We start from the raw sequence: 1,635 nt of genomic DNA, 5'->3' as shown, positions 1-1,635 counted from the left end.
CACTTAACAAGCCAAGGCAGGGGAAATATTTTGCTTCGCTGCGCTCAAAACGCAAAATATTCCCCTGCTTGGGGCGTTAGCACACCAAAGGAGAGTGCAATAAATGCCAGTAACGTTAACTAGGACTGTGTTGGTAATACTTATCCCTGGCGGAATCGCGCTAGTAAGTTGGATTCTTTTATACCTGTTGAAGGTAGATACCGAGAGTGCCGATAGCTTTTATCAGCTCTACTCGATGCCCATCAATCTGTGCTTTTTCGCCGCTGTCGTAATTATTGGCACTATTATAGAGGGTGCGAACACTCATCTCGAAGTTCGTTGGGACAATAAGCGTGAAGAAGAATACGATGTTGAAAATAATTGGTATGCCTATCTTAGTTGCACACCCTCCAGCGAGCCAGTAGCTTTCAAATACTTTACACGGCTTGTAACAACAATGTACTTTGAGCTCGGAATGATGTGGGCAACGCTTTCTTTTGGTTTGGGTGTCGCTTCTATAATTTGTACTCTTAAACCAAGTTATTACACTCTATACTCTTTAGTTACCGTCGTCTTTTCAATATTGCTTGCTATCTATTTATATTTTCAGGCGAGCACCTCGCACGAAGTATTGTGTAAAGCAAGGAAAGAATTGATTGGTCGGCTAAAGTGCTAACAAACCAAGGCAGCGGGACATATTTTTCTTCGCTGCGCTCAAAACGCAAAATATGCCCCTGCTTGGCGGCGTTATGAGATAGCGAAATGAACGGAATCTTTGGGTTAGTTGCTAAACTTTTTCTTTTGGCCAGCTTGGTTCTACTCATTGTTGCCGGTGCCAAGGCAGTATCTCGGCGTTGGGGTGCAGGCTCTATATTTCTGCTTTCAGGGGCCTCTCTATCGCTTATATGCTACGGGCTGGCATTCGCCGGGGTTCCAGCGCTTCCCGAACTAGGGACGTCAGCTGACGATTCTGCGTGGAAGTGGTACATGTACGGTATGGAGCTGCGCAGTCTACTGATTCCCTTTGGGCATTTGGTATCCTCTATAGGAGTTGTGCTTCTTGTTCAACGAAAAATCTCATAACCAAGCGTACCAGTTCGCCGCCGCAAGCGGCGGCAGGACGCTCGCAAGCTCGCGCCTCTGTATGCGGCGTTAGAGAAAAATGAACCTAAACCGTAAGCAAGTAAAAATATTCGCGGCTCTCATCGCTTTTCTGCTGTGCACTATTTCAATTGCTCAGCTAGAGATAGACCCGATTCGGATGTTTGAGATCGAAAGAGAAGATAGCCGGGAGTATATTATCATTCCCAAATCACGCATGACTAAGCTCGAAAGAGCAGGAGAGGCTGAATGGCTAAATCATTAATTGCCAAACTTTCCATCGGATCGGTTTTGGTTCTGTTTGGCGTCCTTATGCTTCATAAGGGAGTTGCGGTCATGGATCTGGACTTTGAGTTCTTTTCTGAAAGTCTAAGCACTTGGTCAGAATTTTCTCCTTATTTACTGTTGGGTTTTGTATCCAGCTTCTTTGGATTCTCACTATTTTTCTCATCATTGAGTCGGCTGAGCAATGAAAATCTCTAACAATTCGCACCATTACGCCGCCGCAAGCGTCGGCGGGACGCTCGTAAACTCGCGCCCATGTGTTTTGCGTTA

2 protein-coding genes are annotated in these 1,635 nt (G+C 45.7%); both read left to right on the top strand.

What is annotated here, in order from left to right; all coding sequences use genetic code 11:
- Positions 1 to 103 precede the first annotated feature (103 nt).
- Positions 104 to 655: a hypothetical protein gene (locus RBH33_RS17625; RefSeq protein WP_306733538.1), complete on the top strand. Its 552-nt coding sequence runs from the start codon at positions 104 to 106 to the stop codon at positions 653 to 655.
- 674 nt (positions 656 to 1,329) lie between these two features.
- The gene (locus tag RBH33_RS17620; RefSeq protein WP_306733537.1) at positions 1,330 to 1,563 is read left to right on the top strand and encodes a hypothetical protein; all 234 of its coding nucleotides are present in this window, start codon (positions 1,330 to 1,332) and stop codon (positions 1,561 to 1,563) included.
- Positions 1,564 to 1,635: the final 72 nt, after the last annotated feature.

This window comes from Marinimicrobium hydrolyticum, assembly GCF_030848505.1.
In the GTDB taxonomy this organism is placed as follows: domain Bacteria; phylum Pseudomonadota; class Gammaproteobacteria; order Pseudomonadales; family Cellvibrionaceae; genus JAVDDU01.
Note: the sequence above shows the minus strand (reverse complement) of the source record. Positions and strands in the feature narration are given on the sequence as shown.